The organism is Pseudomonas fluorescens (genome assembly GCF_902497855.1).
Classification (GTDB): Bacteria; Pseudomonadota; Gammaproteobacteria; order Pseudomonadales; family Pseudomonadaceae; genus Aquipseudomonas; species Aquipseudomonas fluorescens_BI.
Map to the genome: position 1 here is coordinate 1 of NZ_CABVHU010000003.1, position 18684 is coordinate 18684.

At 60.5% G+C, this 18684-nt stretch carries 16 protein-coding genes and 2 rRNA genes; 10 read left to right on the forward strand and 8 right to left on the reverse strand.

Annotated elements, in window-relative coordinates:
• The 5 genes from F8N96_RS07520 to F8N96_RS07540 form a co-directional block, all read left to right on the forward strand.
• Positions 1–93 (forward strand): 23S ribosomal RNA (locus tag F8N96_RS07520); the annotation flags it as partial.
• Positions 94–245: 152 nt separating this feature from the next.
• A 5S ribosomal RNA gene (rrf, locus tag F8N96_RS07525) occupies positions 246–361 on the forward strand.
• A 147-nt stretch (positions 362–508) separates the two neighbouring features.
• Positions 509–1168, forward strand: coding sequence for a paraquat-inducible protein A (locus F8N96_RS07530; RefSeq protein WP_150797283.1), 660 nt, complete (start codon positions 509–511; stop codon positions 1166–1168).
• On the forward strand, positions 1155–1778 hold the full coding sequence (locus F8N96_RS07535; protein WP_150747850.1) for a paraquat-inducible protein A: 624 nt from the start codon (positions 1155–1157) through the stop codon (positions 1776–1778). Before F8N96_RS07530 ends, F8N96_RS07535 begins: the two co-directional genes overlap by 14 nt.
• A complete protein-coding gene (locus F8N96_RS07540) occupies positions 1771–4074 on the forward strand; it encodes a PqiB family protein (protein WP_150797284.1) in 2304 nt (767 codons plus the stop codon). Before F8N96_RS07535 ends, F8N96_RS07540 begins: the two co-directional genes overlap by 8 nt.
• A gap of 143 nt (positions 4075–4217) precedes the next feature.
• Here the strand turns inward: F8N96_RS07540 and mksF are convergent, their stop codons facing one another.
• The 3 genes from mksF to mksB are packed head-to-tail and all read right to left on the reverse strand — an operon-like array spanning position 4218 to position 9035.
• Complete coding sequence (mksF, locus tag F8N96_RS07545; RefSeq protein WP_150797285.1) at positions 4218–7058, reverse strand: Mks condensin complex protein MksF; 2841 nt, start codon at positions 7056–7058, stop codon at positions 4218–4220.
• Positions 7055–7756: an Mks condensin complex protein MksE gene (mksE, locus tag F8N96_RS07550; protein WP_150797286.1), complete on the reverse strand. Its 702-nt coding sequence runs from the start codon at positions 7754–7756 to the stop codon at positions 7055–7057. Before mksE ends, mksF begins: the two co-directional genes overlap by 4 nt.
• Positions 7746–9035 (reverse strand): Mks condensin complex protein MksB, encoded by a 1290-nt coding sequence (gene mksB / locus F8N96_RS07555; protein WP_191630721.1) that lies wholly within the window; start codon positions 9033–9035, stop codon positions 7746–7748. The genes mksE and mksB overlap by 11 nt, the downstream gene beginning before the upstream one ends.
• 226 nt (positions 9036–9261) lie before the next feature.
• Here mksB and F8N96_RS07560 point away from each other — a divergent pair, with 226 nt between their 5' ends.
• Complete coding sequence (locus tag F8N96_RS07560) at positions 9262–10002, forward strand: energy transducer TonB (protein WP_150797609.1); 741 nt, start codon at positions 9262–9264, stop codon at positions 10000–10002.
• Entirely contained in the window at positions 9995–10447 is a 453-nt protein-coding gene (gene rimI, locus F8N96_RS07565) for a ribosomal protein S18-alanine N-acetyltransferase (RefSeq protein ID WP_150797288.1), read from the forward strand. Before F8N96_RS07560 ends, rimI begins: the two co-directional genes overlap by 8 nt.
• Before the next feature lie 125 nt (positions 10448–10572).
• On the opposite strand, the gene F8N96_RS07570 is transcribed toward rimI, so the two are convergent.
• Positions 10573–10977 (reverse strand): serine kinase/phosphatase, encoded by a 405-nt coding sequence (locus tag F8N96_RS07570; RefSeq protein WP_150797289.1) that lies wholly within the window; start codon positions 10975–10977, stop codon positions 10573–10575.
• Positions 10978–11146: 169 nt separating this feature from the next.
• On the opposite strand from F8N96_RS07570, the gene can reads away from it, so the two are divergent.
• Positions 11147–11791: a carbonate dehydratase gene (gene can / locus F8N96_RS07575; protein ID WP_150797290.1), complete on the forward strand. Its 645-nt coding sequence runs from the start codon at positions 11147–11149 to the stop codon at positions 11789–11791.
• 56 nt (positions 11792–11847) lie between these two features.
• On the opposite strand, the gene F8N96_RS07580 is transcribed toward can, so the two are convergent.
• Positions 11848–13026 (reverse strand): hypothetical protein, encoded by a 1179-nt coding sequence (locus F8N96_RS07580; RefSeq protein WP_150797291.1) that lies wholly within the window; start codon positions 13024–13026, stop codon positions 11848–11850.
• A gap of 109 nt (positions 13027–13135) precedes the next feature.
• Complete coding sequence (locus tag F8N96_RS07585) at positions 13136–14554, reverse strand: short-chain fatty acid transporter (protein ID WP_150767953.1); 1419 nt, start codon at positions 14552–14554, stop codon at positions 13136–13138.
• Positions 14555–14755: 201 nt separating this feature from the next.
• Between F8N96_RS07585 and F8N96_RS07590 the strand changes: the two genes are divergently transcribed.
• Complete coding sequence (locus F8N96_RS07590) at positions 14756–16069, forward strand: MFS transporter (protein WP_150797292.1); 1314 nt, start codon at positions 14756–14758, stop codon at positions 16067–16069.
• A gap of 72 nt (positions 16070–16141) precedes the next feature.
• Here F8N96_RS07590 and F8N96_RS07595 read toward each other — a convergent pair whose 3' ends face one another.
• Together F8N96_RS07595 and F8N96_RS07600 are read right to left on the reverse strand one after the other, a co-directional pair.
• Complete coding sequence (locus F8N96_RS07595) at positions 16142–16510, reverse strand: cupin domain-containing protein (RefSeq protein ID WP_150797293.1); 369 nt, start codon at positions 16508–16510, stop codon at positions 16142–16144.
• Between the two features lie 76 nt (positions 16511–16586).
• A complete protein-coding gene (locus F8N96_RS07600; RefSeq protein WP_150797294.1) occupies positions 16587–17396 on the reverse strand; it encodes an AraC family transcriptional regulator in 810 nt (269 codons plus the stop codon).
• A 152-nt stretch (positions 17397–17548) separates the two neighbouring features.
• Between F8N96_RS07600 and ddlA the strand changes: the two genes are divergently transcribed.
• On the forward strand, positions 17549–18643 hold the full coding sequence (gene ddlA / locus F8N96_RS07605; protein ID WP_150797295.1) for a D-alanine--D-alanine ligase: 1095 nt from the start codon (positions 17549–17551) through the stop codon (positions 18641–18643).
• Positions 18644–18684: the final 41 nt, after the last annotated feature.

Genomic DNA, 18684 nt, shown 5'->3' on the forward strand with positions numbered 1-18684 from the left:
GGCCGTCGAAGACTACGACGTTGATAGGTTGGGTGTGTAAGCGCTGTGAGGCGTTGAGCTAACCAATACTAATTGCCCGTGAGGCTTGACCATATAACACCCAAGCAATTTGCTTGCTCGAAAGAGCACCAGATTGCGGTGTGTGAAGACGCAATGAACCGAAAGTTCGAAAGCAACACACAAATCTATTACATACCCAATTTGCTGAAGCGAGGCCATCAGGCCACGACTCGGTACCCGAATTTCTTGACGACCATAGAGCATTGGAACCACCTGATCCCATCCCGAACTCAGCAGTGAAACGATGCATCGCCGATGGTAGTGTGGGGTTTCCCCATGTGAGAGTAGGTCATCGTCAAGATTAAATTCCGAAACCCCTATCTGCGTATGCAGGTAGGGGTTTTGTTTTTGCCTGGAATAAACCGCGCTTCGGCTAATACAAATTTGCACAGTTATTTTCGACTCAGAACACTAGAATAGGTCCAACTTTTTCGGAGCCAGAGCCTTTATGCCAGATCCGGTTGACGCCCTCGGGCTGTCAGAATTACCACTGGACGACTTGGTGGCCTGTCATGAGTGCGACTTGCTGATGCGCAAGCCCGAACTCGCCCATGGCGAGAAAGCCCTGTGCCCTCGCTGTGGTTACGAGCTCTACGCCCATCGGCACAACGTTGTGCAGCGCAGTCTGGCGTTGGTCATCGCCGCGCTGTTGTTGTTTGTCCCGGCGAACTTTTTACCCATCATGCAGCTCAATCTACTCGGACAATCGTCGAACGATACGGTGTGGAGTGGCGTTGTCGGTCTTTTTGATTCCGGCATGCAGAGTGTTTCGGTGATTGTGTTCCTGTGCAGCATGGGGATTCCCTTGCTCAAGTTGCTCTGTCAGCTGGCCGTATTGCTCAGTATTCGTTTTGATGTCGGACGCAGCTACGGCTTGTTGATTTACCGCATTTATCACCATCTACGCGATTGGGGAATGCTTGAGGTCTACCTCATGGGCGTGCTGGTGGCGATCGTCAAGCTGGCAGATATGGCAGCCGTTACCGTCGGCCTTGGCCTGGCGTGTTTCATCGGTATGTTGTTGGTCCAGGTCTGGTTGGAGGTGGTGATGTCGCCCCATCAGATCTGGCAGGCTTTATCAGGAGAGGATGCCCATGCGGGCGATTGATGCGGGCATTCTGATTTGCGCCGAATGCCACGAATTGAACAAGCAGGAAGCTGACACCGACGAGCAGGCCTGCACCCGTTGTGGTGCGCTGGTCCACGCCCGCCGCCCGAACAGTGTGGTGCGCACCTGGGCGCTGCTGATTACCGCGGCGGTGCTCTATATCCCCGCCAACGTACTCCCGATCATGACCGTCAGTTCCCTGGGCAAGGGCGACCCCAGTACCATCATGTCCGGTGTGATCCAACTGGTTCAGCACGGGATGATTCCCATTGCGGCGGTGGTGTTTATCGCCAGTATTCTGGTACCGACGTTCAAGTTGGTGGGCATCGCGCTGCTGTTGTTTTCGGTGCAGCGCCGTCAGCCGCTATCGGCTCGTCAACGGATCTGGATGTACCGCTTTATCGAGTTCATCGGCCGCTGGTCAATGCTGGACATCTTCGTGATTGCCATCCTGGTGGCGGTTGTGAATTTCGGACGGCTTGCCAGCATCGAAGCCAATCTTGGCGCCATCGCTTTCGCCAGTGTGGTGATTCTGACGATGCTTGCCGCCGTTACTTTCGATCCCCGACTGATTTGGGATAACACGGAGTCGGATGACGACCATGACTGATTTGCCTACAGCGAAAACCCGACCGGCTTCGAACTGGTCCGCTATCTGGGTGTTGCCCCTGATCGCCTTGATCATCGGCGGCTGGCTTGGCTGGCGTGCCTACAACGAGACCGGCATCGAGATTCAGGTGCGTTTCGAAAGTGGTGAAGGCATCCAGGCCAACAAGACCGAGGTCGTCTATAAAGGCATGTCCGTCGGTAAGGTAAAAACCCTCAAGCTCGACGACGAAGGCGCCTCAAAGGGCGTCATCGCCACCGTCGAGATGAACAAGGACGTCGAGCAATACCTCAGGACCAGCACGCGCTTCTGGTTGGTCAAGCCGAGCGTGACCCTGGCCGGTATCACCGGCCTGGAAACCCTGGTGTCGGGTAACTACGTCGCGATCAGCCCGGGTGAAGGCGAACCGGCCCGCAAGTTCAAGGCGCTGGCCGAAGAACCGCCGCTGTCCGATGCGCAACCCGGTCTGCACCTGACCATCAAGGCTGATCGCCTCGGCTCGCTGAACCGCGGCAGCCCGGTGTTCTACAAGCAGATCAGGGTCGGGCAGATCAAAAGCTACCTGCTGTCCGAGGATCAAGGCACCGTTGAGCTCAAAGTCTTTATCGAACCCACCTACGCCAAGCTGGTGCGCAAACACACGCGCTTCTGGAATGCCAGCGGCATCAGCATCGACGCGAACCTGTCGGGCGTGAAAGTGCGCAGCGAATCCCTCGCCAGCATCGTCGCCGGCGGTATCGCGTTCGCCACGCCGGAGAATCGCAAGGACAGCCCGGCCACCGATCCGAGCTTGCCGTTCCGTCTCTACGAAGACTTCGATGCCGCTGCTGCCGGTATTCGGGTCAAGGTCAAACTCAGTGACTTCGAGGGTCTGCAGGCCGGTCGCACACCGGTGATGTACAAAGGCATTCAGGTCGGCACGCTGAAAGCACTGAAGATCGACCCTGACCTGACCGCCGCCAGTGCCGAGTTGACCCTGGATCCCCTGGCCGAGGATTACCTGGTGGACGGCACTCAGTTCTGGGTGGTCAAGCCGTCGATCTCCCTCGCCGGTATTACCGGCCTTGAAGCATTGGTCAAAGGTAATTACATCGCCGTACGCCCAGGCGACAAGGGCGCCGCACCGCAACGGGAATTCGTGGCACGGCCCAAGGCGCCGCCGCTCGACTTGCGTTCGCCGGGGCTGCACCTGGTGCTGTTCACCGATAACCTGGGGTCGCTGGATGTCGGCAGCCCGATCCTCTACAAACAGGTCAAGGTCGGTTCGGTCCAGAGCTATCAGTTCTCGCGGACCAAAAAACAGTTGGTGATCGGCGTACACATCGAGAAGGAATACGAAGGCCTGGTCAACGCGTCGACCCGGTTCTGGAATGCCAGCGGCATTACCCTCACGGGCGGGCTGACCGGCGGAATCCAGGTAAAAAGTGAATCGCTGCAAAGCCTGATGGCTGGCGGCATCGCCTTCGAAACGCCGCTGGCAACAGCGCCATTGCAGAAGCGGATTCCGCGATTCCGTCTGCACGCCAACCGTGAAGAAGCCAATCAGAAAGGCACTGTGGTCACGATCAAGGTGGAGCGCGCCGATGGCTTGCGCAGCGGCACGCCGATTCGTTTCAAAGGCCTGGATGTCGGCAAGATTGAAGACGTCGACCTCAGCGATGACCTGCAATCGGTGCTGCTGACGGCACGCATTACCGAGGTGCCGGAGCGTATTGCCCGGGCTGGCAGCCAGTTCTGGGTGGTCAAGCCTGAGCTGGGCCTGATCAAGACGTCCAATCTCGAAACCCTGGTCACCGGGCAGTACATTGAAGTGCAGCCGGCGGCGAAAAACCTGGGGCCACAAAAGAACTTCGTGGCCCTGGCCAGTCCGCCGGAAGCCACCAGGCAGGAAGCCGGGTTAAGCCTGGTTTTGAGCGCTGCCCGCCGTGGTTCGCTGAAAACCGGGGTGCCGGTGACGTACCGTGAAATCACCGTGGGCAAGGTGACAGGCTATGAGCTGGGCCAGACCGCTGATCGGGTATTGGTGCGCATTCTGATCGAGCCGAAATATGCGCCCTTGGTGCGCAGCGGTACCCGTTTCTGGAACTCCAGTGGCTTCGGTTTCGACTACGGCTTGTTCAAGGGCGCGACGATGCGAACCGAATCGTTGGAGACGCTGATTGAGGGCGGCATCGCCTTTGCCACGCCGGATGGGGAGCGCATGGGCAGTCCGGCGCGACCTGAGCAGACGTTCCCGTTGTTCGACAAGTTCGAAGAGGAATGGCTGACCTGGGCGCCGAAGATCGCGATCGGCAAGTAGGAACCAGGCTTGCCGGTGAAGGCGTATTCAAAATCGCTTTCGCCGGCAAGCCTGGCTCCTACAGGTGCGCTTGCTGGCCATCAACAAAAAAGGCCGCGATCCATTAGATCGCGGCCTTTTTTATTACCCACCACTAATACCGATCAGACCGCATCCAGCTCCGGCTCATCGGCTTCGACAACGACGGCTGGCTTCACTTCATCATGCCGGCGAATGTACTTCCAGTCCTCTTCATCGATGTAGATCCCGTTCGGCCCGCTGCCACCTTCCAGGTCGATGGCCACACTGGCGCAGACCTGCGGCTTCACGCTGGCCAGAATCGGCACGAAGCCCAGTTGCAGACTGGTTTCCAGCAGCGCTGCCTGGTTCTTCTCATCGATGTCCGCCGCCTCGTCGAGGTAGTACGGCAGGCGCACGCGACCGGCCTGGTCGCGGTCCATCAAGTGCAGCAACAAGTACATGTTGGTCAGGGCCTTGATGGTCATGGTGGTGCCGTTGGACGCCGCGCCATCGATGTCGGTGTGAATCACCGGCGATCCGTTGACCTTGGTGATTTCGAATGCCAGTTCGAACAAGTCCTTGAGCCCAAGCTGGTTATGGTTCGCCGCCACCAGCCGCGCCAGGTATTCCTTGGCCTCTTCGTTCTTGTTGTCCTGATCGGCACTCTGGTTCAGGTCGAACACGGAAAGGGTTTCACCTTCTTCGTACTGACCGGCGCTGTGAATGATCTGGTCGATATGCTTGAGCGCTTCCTTGTTCGGCGCGAGCACGATGCGAAAGCTCTGCAGGTTGGACACCTGACGCTTGTTGATCTCGCGATTGAACAGCGCCAGCTGGTGTTCGAGGCTGTCGTAATCGCTGCGGATATTGCGCAGGGTCCGGGCGATGTCGGTCACTGCCGCACGGCGGGCCTTGCCAAGGGTCAGGGCTTCGTCGGTGCGGTGCGCGTAGGCATTGATCAGCAATCGCAAACGACGTTCCATGTCGTCTTCGCTGTCGAACTTGGCCACGCCCTTGAGGCGAACCTGGGCGTATAGCGCCTCGATCTGACCGTCGCTGCGCAGCAGGCCCTGCCAGCTGTCCTGATAGTCGTTGAGCAGCGGCAGCAGGTTGTCCATGGAATCATCGACCGGATCCATGAAAGGCGTGCCGAACGGCAGGTCGGCTGGCAACAGCTGACGCCGGCGCAGGGCGTCGTCGAGGGTGCGTTGCTTGGCTTCCATATCGCCGATCTGCCGGCCAACCAATTGCAGCTTGGCCGACAGTTGCTGGACGCGCTCGGTGAAGGCATCGCTGGAGCGCTTCAACTCGTCCTGCGCGGCCTCCAATTGTGCAAGCTGTTCCAGCTTGTCGCCTTCTTCGGCGCCCAGGGTTTGCCCACGACGGAAATCTTCCAGGGCTTTCTGTGCATCCAGCACTTGCTGGTACAGGGCTTCGGTCTGGGTCTTGCTCGCCGCGCGGTCGGCTGCTACGGCCGCTTGGGTTTTAAGCTGCTTGAGCTCTTTTTCCAGCCGCTCTTTCTGATCGCGCAACGCCGCGCGGTCAGCCAAGGCTTGCAGTGCGGGTGGCTCGATGTGCGAGATGTCGATGGACAGGCCCGGCACTTCAAAGCGCTCGCCCTTGAAGCCGTCGAGGATCAGCTCCAGGGATTTGACCCACGCACCGTCCTCATCCAGCGTGATGCCGTGCTCGCCCAGCGGCAGGCTGAACAAGGCGCTGTTGAACAGGCGCATCAGGCGTTCGACATCCTGTTGCGAGAACTCTTCGCGCAGACGGGCGTAGCTGTTGTTGTCGGCGTGATCGAGTTGCTGCCTGACCGACTTCAGGCGTTTTTCCAGATCCCGCAGACGCTCGTCGAGGTCTTCGGCACTGAACTGTCGCGACTGCGCCAGTGCGCCAGCGAGTTCATCATGCGCGTCCTTGGCCGCGAGCAGTTGCTGCTCGAGGACTTTGACGTCATCGACCAGGGCGAAGCGATGCTTGAGCACCGACAGTTCGCCGAGCCAGCGCTGGATACCGGCGATCTCCCGCTCCATGCGCATCAGTTCCTGAGTGCCGCCGCGCTGATCGTTTTGCAGGGCATCCTGCTCGTTGCGGTAGTGCTCGGCCTGGATCGTCAGTTCTTCCTTGCGTGCACCGGCGTAGTCCGACCAGGTGCCGAGCAGGGAATCGAGCAATGGCGAGATCCGGTGCAGTTTGCCGCGCAGGATGTCCCGTTGTTTCACTCCGTTGGCCAAGGCCTCGACCAACGGGCCGGCCGCGACCAGCGAGTTATAGTCCTGCTCCATGCGGCGTACATCGCGGAAGGCTTCTTCGCAGGCGGCAATGTAATCGACGCTGCCGGAGCGCAGGCTGTGTTCGAAGGCATCGAGGAACAGCTGTTTTAGCTTGGCCGCGGTGATTTCGCGCATGTGCAGCAGGTTGATGAACAGGGCGCGGAAGGTCTTCAGGCTCTGCTCGCTGGTGGAGCGCAGCGGGATCAACGTCAGGTCCAGCGGGATCGAGGTGTGACCGCCCACCAGCAAGCGACGCAGTTCATCCGGCTTGAGTTCGTAGGCTTTCAAGCCTTCGCGCTCGAGGTTGGTGAACAACTCTTTTTGACGCAGACAGGTGTCGTTTTTCTGGTAATGGGCCAGGTCCAGCTTGCCGGCGTAGGCAAAGAACTGGTGACCGAAACCGCCCCCGGGGCCGCGACCGACCACACCGATCACGTGCGGGCCGTGGGGCAACGAGACTTCGACCAGAATGTAGCTGGTGTCCGAGGCAAAGTAAAAGCGCCGGGATTGTTCCAGGCTGTACTTGCCGAAACTCATGTCCGACATGCGCGCCAGGATCGGGAACTGCAGGGCGTTGATCGAGGCGGATTTACCGAGGTTGTTCGCGCCATACACCGACAGCGGCTCTTCCAGGGGGAACAGGCCGAGGCTGTAACCGGCGGTATTCAAAAGGGCAAAGCGGCGAATGCCGTAGCGTTCCTTGCTCATGCGTCGGTCTCCTGTTCTTCGGCAATGGCGCGGGCCAGGGCATCTTCTTCGCTCTCTTCCTCAAACTCTCCGAGATCCAGCGGATCATCGGTTTCCAGCAGCTTTTCGTCGCTGTCATCATCGATCAGTACCGGCGCCGGCAACGGCAGGACGCTGTGCAGGCTAGCCGCCAGGTCGCGGTCCTGCTGGACGGAGAGGCAGACATCGAGGAACCGGTGCATCGGCGGTAGAAAGCGATACACGCCGTTTTCTTCGCCAGCGAAACCAAGCTGCGTCATGCGGCGCATGATTTTTTCTTCGAGCTCTTCGACAGTCTGCACTTCGGCCTGGATGAACAGGTCGCGGTATTTTTCCAGCAACGATGGCAGTTCATCGCGACCAAGGCTGCCACCGTCGAGCACGGCGACCGGGTCGCGGCCCTGGTCCGCCAGGTGCTCGACCAGGATAAAGGTGAACAGCGCCAGGCGTTGCGCGGTCTTGTTCACCGCCGCAGCGGCGAGGTCCGGCACGAAATAATAGAAACCACGGGTGTCGCAGACCAGCTCGAAACCCAAGGCCTTGAACAGCGTGCGGTACTGATCCTGGAAGTTCGACAGCTGTGCGTACAGCTCAGGATCTCGGCGACTGACGTGGTAGCCCTTGAACAGCTCGCGAAAGATCGGTGCCAGCTGAGACAGTTCGGATAGATCAAGATGCATGGGAAGTACTTGCATAGAGGGTGCTCGCAGAATCCTCGGCGCTGTCGCGGGCCGAGAGCAGGGCGAAGGAGCGCAGGCTGACCTGGTGCTCGAGAGTGTGGTAATCGCGGCGTTCCAGACGTTCGCGTTTGAAGCGTTTCTCCCGCGACAGGCGCGAGAACCAGTAGAGCAATTCGTCGGTGGCGACGTCCGGTTCCTGCTCCAGCAGCCAGGTCATCAGGTCCGGCATCGGCAGGGCGTCTTCGCAGCGTTCGAGCATCTCCCGAACCGTGCGAGGCGCGCGCGTGGCTTCGTCTTTCTGGGTTTTATGGGCCTTGGGGAAGCGTGCGGGCTTCGGCTCGAAGCGGGCCAGGGCGTACACATAGGCTTCGACCTGACTGGCGCTGCCGAGGAAGGTGCTTTGCGGGCGGGTGAACATCGGCATCGCCGCTTGTGGTACCGCGTCGATGCCTTTGCGCCGGATGGCCGCCAGGGCCAGCGCGGCGCCCCGGGTCACGGCATTGTGCCGGCGCGCTTCTTCACGCAGCGGCAGCAGCAATTCACGGGCATGGCGCAGGGTCAGTTGGGCGCTGGTCTGCATTTCGAGGATGCGCGCGTGGGTTCGCAGCAACATGTCGTCATCGACCAGGTGCCCGAGACGCTGCTGTTCGGTGAGCATCTTGAGCAGCACGTTTTCAACCTTGCGCACGCCTTGTTCGAAGGCGCCGTCGGCGTTCACCAACTGGATCATCGGCTCGACGTATTCATCCCAGGTCGCCAATACTTCAGCGTAACGCTGGCGCAGCGGAATCTGCCGGTCGCTGGTCTTGGCGCGTTCGGCGACGGCCACCAGGGCCTGTTCGTCGTTGGCGAGCTTCTTCAATACGTCCCGCACGCGCATGTCGAGCAGGCGCAGCTGGCGCGCGAGGTCGTTGCCGTCGCGGATGTCGAACGCGTCCTGGATGTAACCGGCCAGACGCTCGAGATGGCGCAGATAGGCTTCGATTTCCAGGCACAGGCCCAAACGGTGTTCACGGCGCAGGTAAGCGAGGAAATCGTGAATCTGCGCGTTGAGCTCGAAACGGTTCGGGCTTTTCGCCACCGGAACCAGAATATCGAGACGAATCCACACGTCCAGCAGGCTGGTGATGTCCTGCGGCGTACTGTCCAGTTGCTGGGCGGCCAGCTGTGAACGCAATTCGTTGAGGCTCAGGGTGCCTTGGTCGAAGTGCTCGCACAGTGGCTCCAGAAGGGCCCAGTGTTCAGCGAGGGCGCGCAAGACGCGCTTGGGTTCGATCATCGGGATGGCCGGTTGTCTGACGATTGAAAGCCGCGATTGTACTGCATCGGGGCCAATGCAAATCACTCTCGGGATGGGCTGTCGCCTTTTTTCACAGGTGGAAAGACTATCGATCAACAGCGCGGGCGATCTTGAGCGAAGGGCGGTAGAATCCCTGCACTTTCAGTTATCCACAAGTGGCCGACCTTTGCTTATCGAGTCCCGTCGCCGCGCTTATTTGGCCGCCATGCAGGTGGTCAACTGGCTGCCGCGCACCGAATTGCCCTTTGCCGCGCCTTCGCGGCCCGAGCTCCTGGCAACGCCCGAGCCCTTGGTCGTCGCCCCCGTTGCGCCGGCTCCTGTGGCTGAGGCGCCCGTGGAACCGCGGGTCAAACCTGCCGAACGGGTAAAGATCGAGGTACCCCGGCCATCGTTGGCCAGCACGCGCACGAACGCCAAGGTCGAAGAAGCGGCCACCCCCGTCGCGATCAGGGCGCCGGTCGTGCCGCCACCACGTTTCGCCCTGCAATTGCTGCGGGCCGGTCGCTGCCTGTTGCTGGTGGAGTTACCCACAGGCGAAACATTCCAGGCGCGCGACCCTGCCTATCTGCTGCTCAAGGACATGCTGCGCGCCGGCGGTCTGCCGGACAGCCCGCAAATCGTCGGCGAGCCGGTGCGCTGGCCGTTGCTGGCCCGGGGCACCATGGACCAGGGCCCGGAAGCCGCCCGTGATTTCGTTCAGGGATTTCTCTCGGCCCGGCTGGAAGACGCCCCGTGCGTCTGCCTGTGGCTGATCGGCCTGCCAGCGATACGTTTTGCCGGTGAAGCGAATGCCGAGGCATTCAACCGTGAACTCCAGGTCGAAGGCCTGGGCTTGGTCTGGGCCCTGCCGGGTCTGGAGTTATTAATGGAAGAGCCACAGCGTAAGGCTGATGTCTGGCAAGCCATGCGTCGGCTGATGGCGCGCTGGAAAGAACCCAATGAGTGACGCTGTATCGTTCCGCCCGATGACCGAGGCGGACCTGGATGCCGTTCTGAAAATCGAATACGCGGCCTATAGCCATCCCTGGACCCGCGGGATTTTTCTCGATGGCCTGGGCAAGTACCAGATCTGGCTGATGTTCGAAGGGCAGCAGCAGGTCGGTCATGGTGTGGTGCAGATCATTCTCGATGAAGCGCACCTGCTGAACATCACCGTCAAACCGGAGAATCAGGGCCGCGGCCTGGGTTTGACGCTGCTGGAGCACCTGATGTCGACTGCCTGCAAGGCCGAGGCGCGGGAGTGTTTTCTGGAAGTGCGCGACAGTAATCGGTCGGCATTTCGGTTGTATGAGCGGTATGGGTTTAACGAGATTGGTCGTCGCCGGGATTACTATCCGGCGGTGGGTGGGCGCGAAGATGCAGTGGTCATGGCCTGCACTTTGGTGGATTGATTCCCGAAAGCTTCGCGGGCAAGCCTCGCTCCTACAGGGGGGGCGTCGGTCTCACATGTTGTGTCCGACACCAATCCTGTAGGAGCGAGGCTTGCCCGCGAATGCGTCTTAACGGACGAAGAATATCAACGTTTACCATCCATCGGATCCCGCCGCGCCAGCTCCTCCTCATCCAGCCCATTGCCCCCACCGATGTCGTCTTCATCGACAATGCTCAAATCCCAATCCGCCTGGTCGCCTTCACCCGCTTCATGAGCATCCCGCGAACCGTCTTCGCGGATCAATGTTTCCGGGCTCATGTCGTCGTCGGTAGATTCATGGTCATCGGTCGAGGCGCCGGTCATGCCGGCTTCCTTCACTCGCTCACGGGGCATCAGGCGCTCGCGCTCCGCTTCCGGCAATTCGTCGCCGATTTTGGCGCTCGGTTCTTCTTCGTCGAAATCCAGCTCATGCATCGAACCCATGCGGTCTTCGTTGTCGTCAATGGGCTCGGGTTGCACCGCATCGAACGGACGGCGTGTATCAGTCATGGTAATTCCTCATACTGTGGGCCTTACTACGGTGGACCCGCTGGGCAGCCCAGAATTCCGCCGGGCTGGAACACCGGTAATATGCATCACCTGCAATCTGCATCTCGCGCGTGACCCCGACGGGCGGTTGTCTGTCAAATCAGCGCATCATTCACGAGGCTTTCATTGCATGAACGACTTACAAGATCTGATTGATAACAACGCGCGTTGGGCCGATGCGATCAAGCAGGAAGATCCTGACTTCTTCGCCAAGCTGGCCCGTCAGCAAACCCCGGAATACCTGTGGATCGGCTGCTCCGATGCGCGGGTGCCGGCCAACGAAATCGTCGGCATGCTGCCGGGCGACCTGTTCGTCCACCGCAACGTGGCCAATGTGGTATTGCACACTGACCTCAATTGCCTGTCGGTGATCCAGTACGCGGTCGACGTGCTCAAGGTCAAACACATCCTCGTCACCGGCCACTACGGCTGTGGCGGTGTGCGCGCCTCGATGCAGGATCGCCAGTTGGGTCTTATCGACGGCTGGCTGCGCTCGATTCGCGATCTGTACTATGAAAAACGCGAAGAGCTGGCCGAGTTGCCAACCGAAGAAGAGCGGGTCGACCGCCTTTGCGAACTCAACGTGATCCAGCAAGTGGCGAACGTCGGGCACACCAGCATTGTGCAAAATGCCTGGCATCGCGGGCAGAAACTGTCGATCCACGGCTGCATCTATGGCATCAAGGACGGTCGCTGGAAAAGCCTGAACACGACCATCAGCGGATTCGAGCAGTTGCCGCCGCAGTACCGGCTGCGTCCGGTCGAGGCGTTGTAAAGGAAGCGCGCGCTTTGCCGCGTCAGCCATGGCTTACGCGGCAAAGCCGCTCATCCTTACAGGTTCGTCGCAGAATTCGCACGCACAGGGGCAGGGACCTTGAGCTGTGTGAGCTGGGACTTGATCGTGGGCATCGCGCATTTGGCCACGGCCTGTTCAGGCGTCAGGCTGCGGATCGAGGTGTAGAACAGCTCGCAGGTTTTTTCTTTACGGGTCACTTGCCAGGTCTGGGTGCAGCTGTTGAGCTGAACGTTCGGGTCGCTGCCCGGTTTGCTGCCCATCCCGGCTTGCCAGCAGGCGGCGGTTAGATCCTGGCCCATGATTTTCAGCCCCGCAGCGTCGGCCTGGGCCTGGGCATCGGTGCCGCCGTAACTGGCCGGATTGGCGGCATACCAGATGTAACTCGGGTGGTTGGAACCCAGCACCGGTACCTTGACCCCTTCGCTGGGGCTGATGGTCGCCAGTCCCAGGACATTCACGGTCGGGCCATATTGCTGCTTGATCCAGTTACGCACCGGTGCACCAAAGGCAACCATCGGCAATGCCGCGCCACTGGCATTCTGGCTGACGTCCTTGACCATGGTGGTCTGGTAGTCCTTGAAATAGTCGTAGACACCTTCCAGATCCTTGCCGGCGCTGGACGGCGCGGCAATCGGAGCGATGTCGATGATGGTCTGGTAGCCCGGTGTCTGTTCAGCAGGGATGCCATTGTCGGTGAGCAGCGTGGCCCAGCGATCGGTGGTGGCGGACCGGAGGTAATCCTGGGCCTGGGTTAGCGAATAGTCCGGCGGGAAGTGCAGCAATTCGATGCTCTTGCGGTTTTCCAGGGCCATGCCCAATGGCAGGAACAGATTCCAGCTGAAGGCCCACTTGCCATCGGCGTTCAACTTGCTGGCACCGGTGTAGGCCAGATCGCCAGCGTCGAGCAGCGCCGCCAACGGTTTCTCATAACCGTCGGGAACGCCGCTGATTTCGGCGTAGAGCTGATCGTTATCGGTCTTGACCAGCACTGTCGCCGAGCTGTAGCCATCGCGCTTGACGCTTTGGGACAGGTAATGCTCGACGGTTTGCTCCAGCGTCCAGTTGCGAAAGCAGATGACGTTGCAGTTGTTGGGGTACGCGAACAGGCGGGTGACGCGTTCAGTACTGCCCAGCTTCAGGGCGACATCGGCATGGGCAGCGGCGCTTAGGGTCAGGGTAAGGGTGGCGAGGGCGAGTCCTGCGAGTTTGAACATGCTCAGATCCTTTTCAGCGTGTGGGCCCTTGGCTTCGGGCGCCTACATACTGAAACAGACTGGACCGAACAAGAAGTGGGGCCGATGGAAATATCGGCCCTTTTTTGCGTCAAGGCATCACGGGTGGCGTATACGTCAGCGTCGTCCCCAATGCCCACAACAGCACCAGCACCAGCGGCGTGTGCACCAGCAGCTGCACGAACGAGAATCCGATCAGGTCCCGCGCCTTCAGCCCCAGCACGCCCAGCAGGGGCAGCATGTAGAACGGGTTGATCAGGTTCGGCAAGGCTTCTGCGGCGTTGTAGATCTGCACGGCCCAGCCCAGGTGGTAGTTCAGGTCGTTGGCCACTTGCATCACGTAGGGCGCTTCGATGATCCATTTGCCGCCGCCGGAGGGGATGAAGAAACCGAGGATTGCCGAGTACACCCCCATCAACAGCGCATAGGTGTCGTGGGACGCGATGCTGACGAAAAAGGTCGAGATATGGTGGGCCAGGGTCTGGGCGTCCGTCCCCTTGACGGTGGTCATCAGCGCTGCGATCGAGCCGTACAACGGGAACTGGATCAGGACGCCGGTGGTGGTCGGCACCGCGCGGGCCACCGCATCGAGGAAGCTGCGCGGGCGCCAGTGCAGGAGGGCGCCGAGCATGATGAACAGGAAGTTATAGGTGTTCAGCCCGGAAATCGCACTGATCGCCGGTTTGGTCGAGAACTCGTGGAACAGCCATCCGGCCGCCAGCAACACCAGCAAGATCGTCAGCAGCGGGCTGTGCTCCAGCCATTCACCGGGGCGGGTGCGCGGTTGCAGGGGCGGCAGGTTGAAACTCGGGTCGACACCGCAGGCTTGCGCATCACGGGCGGAGTTCGGGCCGGGTGCGGTGGCATAGGCAATGATCAGCGAGATCACGATCAGCGCCAGCAGCATCACGCCGGACTGCCAGAGAAAGATGGTTTGGGTGAACGGAATTACCCCGGTGATCGATAGAATCGATGGCGGCAGACTGCCGGGGTTGGCCTGCAATTGCGCGGCGGAGGACGACAGGCCCAAGGCCCACACCGCGCCCAGACCCAGATAAGCGGCGGCACCGGCGGCGCGGTAATCCATTTTCAGATCGGTCCGACGGGCGAGGGCACGCACCAGCAAACCGCCAAACACCAGCGACAAGCCCCAGTTCAGCAAGGATGCGACCATGGAGATCAGCGCAACCCAAGCCACGGCAGAGCGGCCGTTTTTCGGGAGGCGTGCCAAACGGTCGATCAGTTTCACCGCCGGTGGCGAGCTGGCGACCACGTAACCGCCGATCACCACGAAGGCCATCTGCATGGTGAACGGGATCAGGCTCCAGAAACCGTCCCCGAAGGCCATGGCGGCATCGGTGGGTTTGGCGCCCATGGCCATGGTGGCCACGGCGACGATGATCACCGCCAGCGCGGCAAACACCCAGGAGTCGGGGAACCAGCGCTCGGCAAAGCTGGAGCAGCGCAGGGCAAAGCGGGCGGAGCGGCTATCTTCGATATCGGCGGCCACGGGAGTACCTCGGATTTTTATGTTTTTTGAGGTCTTCAGGGCCGCACAGGCCCGTCTGGACAGCTGCCAACAGTAATTCAATCGCCCTTTTTTTGTGACCGAGTTTTACCCGTATTGGACTTTGGTCTAACGGGTTGTCCGCTGGCGCGTTTGCGTAGACCATGTGCGCCTTGGTTTCTGACCTGTGCCAGAGTTCTGTTCATGACTGCCAATACCGTTTCGCACCCGGCGCCTTTCACCCGCTCCGACTACAAGACCCTGGGCCTTGCAGCCTTGGGTGGCGCGCTGGAAATCTATGATTTCATCATTTTCGTGTTTTTCGCGCTGACCCTCAGCCAGCTGTTCTTTCCGCCGGAAATGCCCGAATGGCTGCGCTTGCTGCAAAGCTTCGGGATTTTCGCCACCGGTTATCTGGCGCGGCCCTTGGGCGGGATCCTGATGGCGCATTTCGCCGACCGGCTGGGACGCAAGAAAGTCTTCAGCCTGAGCATCCTGATGATGGCGCTGCCCTGCCTGCTGATCGGGATTATGCCGACTTACGGGCAAATCGGTTATTTTGCCCCGCTGCTGCTGTTGGCCCTGCGCATCCTCCAGGGGGCCGCGGTCGGCGGGGAAGTGCCGAGCGCCTGGGTGTTCGTCGCCGAGCACGCACCCGTGGGCCATCGAGGTTACGCCCTCGGTTTCCTGCAGGCCGGCCTGACGTTTGGTTACCTGATCGGTGCCCTGACCGCGACCTTTCTGGCTCAGGCGTTCACCCCGGCGGAAATCCTCGATTACGCCTGGCGCTATCCGTTCCTGCTCGGCGGTGTGTTTGGGGTGATTGGCGTCTGGTTGCGTCGCTGGCTCAGCGAGACGCCGGTGTTCATGGCCATGCAGGCCCAGCGCGATGCCACGGTCGAATTGCCGTTGCGCACGGTGTTGCGTGAACATCGCCTGGCCATGCTGCCGGCGATGCTCCTCACCTGCGTGCTGACCTCGGCGGTGGTGGTGTTCGTGGTCATCACCCCGACCATGATGCAGAAATCCTTCGGCATGACGGCCAGCCATACCTTCGCCCTGAGTGCGCTGGGCATCGTGTTCCTTAACATCGGTTGTGTACTCGCGGGGCTGCTTGTTGACCGCATCGGTGCCTGGCGCACCGTGATGCTCTATAGCCTGCTGTTGCCGTTGGGCATCGGCGTGCTCTATATCTGCCTGATCGTCGGTGGCAGCTGGATCGGCCTGGCCTACGCGGTGGCCGGCCTCTGTTGCGGGGTGGTGGGTGCGGTGCCGTCGGTGATGGTCAGCCTGTTTCCGGCACGGATCCGGGTCTCGGGCATCTCCTTCACTTACAACATTGCCTACGCCGCCTGGGCGAGTGTCACGCCGCTGTTGTTGATCGGCCTGATGCCATGGAGCCCGTGGATCTGCGTGATTTTCAGCGCGGTGATGGGCGCCGTCGGCGTGAGCTGCGCGGCCTATTTCGGCGCGCGGATGCCGCGGGCCGGAAGTTGCCCGGCCGCGAGCGTTGTGTAATCGGCGGGTCATTCCTGAAGATCGGTGACCCGATGGCCGGCGAGCCCCCTGGAGGTGCAAGCCGGCGGTCTATTACACCCAGACGTCGTTCTGCGCCGTGCGCTCACCCACTTCGCTGCCGGTATTGAGCACACCCTTGGGTTCGATCAGCAGGAGCTTCACCTCCTGCTCGGCGAACGGTTTGTGCTCGACTCCCTTTGATACCACATACATTTCGCCGGCGTTGACCAGCACATGGCCATCGCGAAAGTCGATGCGAAGCTGGCCTTCAAGCACGATGAAGGTTTCGTCGGTATCAAGGTGGTCGTGCCAGATGAACTCCCCTAGCAACTTCACCACCTTGAACTGGTAGTCGTTCATTTCGGCGATGACCCGGGGTGACCAGTAAGGGTCGATCCTGGCGATTTTTTCAGCAAAGTTAAGGCTTTGATAAGCGTTCATGAAGCCGGTCTCCTGGTTGATCGTGAATCCACGATAGACAAGGCTTCGAAGCACTTCTTGTACGATTGTGCGTGGCTCAGCGGCGGAGCATTTTCATCCAGCGCGCAGGCGACAGGCCGTAGGTTTTGCTGAACTGCCGCGTCATGTGGCTCTGATCGGTGAAACCGGCAATCAGTGCGGCACTGACCAGCGACTGACCCTGGATCAGCAGCGCGCGGACCAGGTCCAGGCGGCGCATGGTCAGGTAGCGGTAAGGGCTGGTGCCGAACAACAGACGAAAATCCCGCGACAGGCTCCAGCGATCCCGGCCGCTGTGATGCGCCAGTTCCTCCAGGGTCACGGTACGATCGAGGGCGCTGTGCATGTATTCGCGAGCGCGTTCGGCTGCTACGTAGTCGACGTTCCCGCGCTTGGCCGTCACCCCGCCAGCGCCGTTCAGGGCTTGCGCCAGATCGAACAGCGCGTCCTGTTCCTCCAGTGGTTCGAGGGGGCAATCCAGGCTGCGCAGCAGCGCTTGGGTCGCGGCGAACAGGCGGGGATCGGTCGATAGCCCATCCTTGATGAATGGCAGCGGCTGGCCGCCCAGCATCTGCTGGATCAACGCCGGTTCGATATACATCATGCGGTAATGGAACCCGGTCTCGGTACCCGCTTCTCCATCGTGGACTTCGTCCGGGTGCAGCACCATCGTCTGGCCTGGCAGGCTGTGCCGCCAGCCACCGCGGTACTGATAACTCTGTACGCCGGCCAGGGTATGGCCGATGGCGTAGGTGTCGTGGCGGTGAAGGTCGTAACCATGGCCGGAAAAAAATGCCTCGAAACGCTGCAGCCCGCCCACATCGGGCGCGCGGTGGAACCAATCCTTGCGAGGTGGGTGCTTGGCCATGGGGTATCGTTGTGTTGAACGCGGTATGCAACACATTAACCCAGTCATACGCCACCTGTCTTCTGGGTCGATGAACCGTTCTGGCGAGTGGAAAACCGAGGGCAAATATCGCAAGGTGGTGCACATCTGGCCAATCGCTGAGGAGTCATTTAATGAGCAAGTTGCGGGTGGGGATTATTTTCGGAGGCCGTTCGGCCGAGCACGAGGTGTCGCTGCAGTCGGCGAAAAACATTGTCGATGCGCTGGATCGTTCGCGTTTCGAACCGGTACTGATCGGCATCGACAAGCAGGGTCACTGGCACCTGAACGATCCTTCGAATTTTCTGCTGAACCAGGAAAACCCTGCACTGATCGCCCTCAACCAGTCCAACCGCGAACTGGCCGTCGTGCCGGGCAAGGCCAGCCAGCAGTTGGTCGAAACCTCCAGCCAGGAACTGCTGGGCCATGTCGACGTGATCTTCCCGATCGTCCACGGCACCCTGGGTGAAGACGGTTGCCTGCAGGGATTGCTGCGCATGGCCGATCTGCCGTTCGTCGGCTCCGATGTGCTCGGTTCGGCAGTCTGCATGGACAAGGACATCAGCAAGCGCCTGCTGCGGGATGCCGGCCTGGCGGTCACGCCGTTCATGACCCTGACCCGCGCCACGGCGGCGCGCACCGGGTTCGCTGAGGTCCAGGGCAAGCTGGGCCTGCCACTGTTCGTCAAACCGGCTAACCAGGGCTCCTCCGTGGGCGTGAGCAAGGTGAGCGATGAAGCCGGGTATAAGGCAGCGATCGAACTGGCGCTGGATTTCGATGAAAAAGTCCTGGTCGAGTCTGCCGTCAGCGGCCGCGAGATCGAATGCGCGGTTCTTGGCAACGAAGACGCCATCGCCAGCGGTTGCGGCGAGATTGTGGTGCGCAGCGGGTTCTATTCCTACGACAGTAAATACATCGACGATCAGGCGGCGCAGGTGGTGGTCCCGGCCAACATCAGCACTGAGGCCAGCGAACGCATTCGGGCCTTGGCCGTCGAGGCGTTTCAAGTGTTGGGCTGTTCCGGGCTGGCGCGGGTCGATGTGTTCCTGACAGACAGCAGTGAAGTGCTGATCAACGAAATCAACTCGCTCCCCGGCTTCACCCGCATCAGCATGTACCCCAAGCTGTGGCAAGCCACCGGGATGACCTACAGCGAGCTGGTCAGTCGCCTGATCGAGCTGGCACTGGAGAAGCACAAGGCGCGACAGGCGTTGAAGATCTCGCGTTAGGCAATGTGCAGGTCTGACTTCAGGTGAATGGCACCAGGCTT